Annotated in this window: 1 protein-coding gene; it reads left to right on the top strand. The window is 31.6% G+C overall.

Translation table 11 applies throughout. The features are described 5' to 3' along the window. Window positions 1-25: 25 nt before the first annotated feature. Window positions 26-510 (top strand): hypothetical protein (locus tag V3W49_RS23145; RefSeq protein ID WP_500148337.1); only part of this gene is annotated, 485 nt, incomplete at its 3' end.

The raw sequence follows: 510 nt of genomic DNA, 5'->3' as shown, positions 1-510 counted from the left end.
GAAAAGAAAAGGTTAGTGATTTAATATGAGAAGTATTAACAAAGATCTATCTAAAAAGAAAGTAAATTTTAAAAAAAATGAATCAAGTTCAATCCATATTTTTGGTTATAAATTACTAAATGCTCATATTCAATTTTTATTTCCAAGATTAACTGGATTAGAAAAAAACCTCAAAGAAGCAATGATCCCAATTCCATTTGATGTTTATGTGTGCAGTATGGTGTTTTTTAGCCTCATATCAGCTATGGCCGGTGGCATTATTGGCGTTATAGTTACAATTTTTGTGAATATTCAGCCTGCAGCGTTTGCTGTTCTTTTACCAATATTGAGTGGGGCAGGATTGGGGCAAATTACTTTTTTTGTATTACAAACTATCCCAGCAATCAATGTAACAAATAGGTCTTCAAAACTCACTGAAGAGTTACCCCATTTTATAGGATATATGGCAACTCTTGCAACAAATGGATTATCACTAGAAGGAATTTTCAAAGCAATTGCAAAAGAAAACAC

Origin of the sequence: Rosenbergiella sp. YN46, assembly GCF_036620675.1 — a bacterium.
Lineage (GTDB): Bacteria > Pseudomonadota > Gammaproteobacteria > Enterobacterales > Enterobacteriaceae > Jejubacter.
The sequence above is the reverse complement of the archived record's forward strand: the minus strand, read 5'-3'. Positions and strand labels throughout refer to the sequence as shown.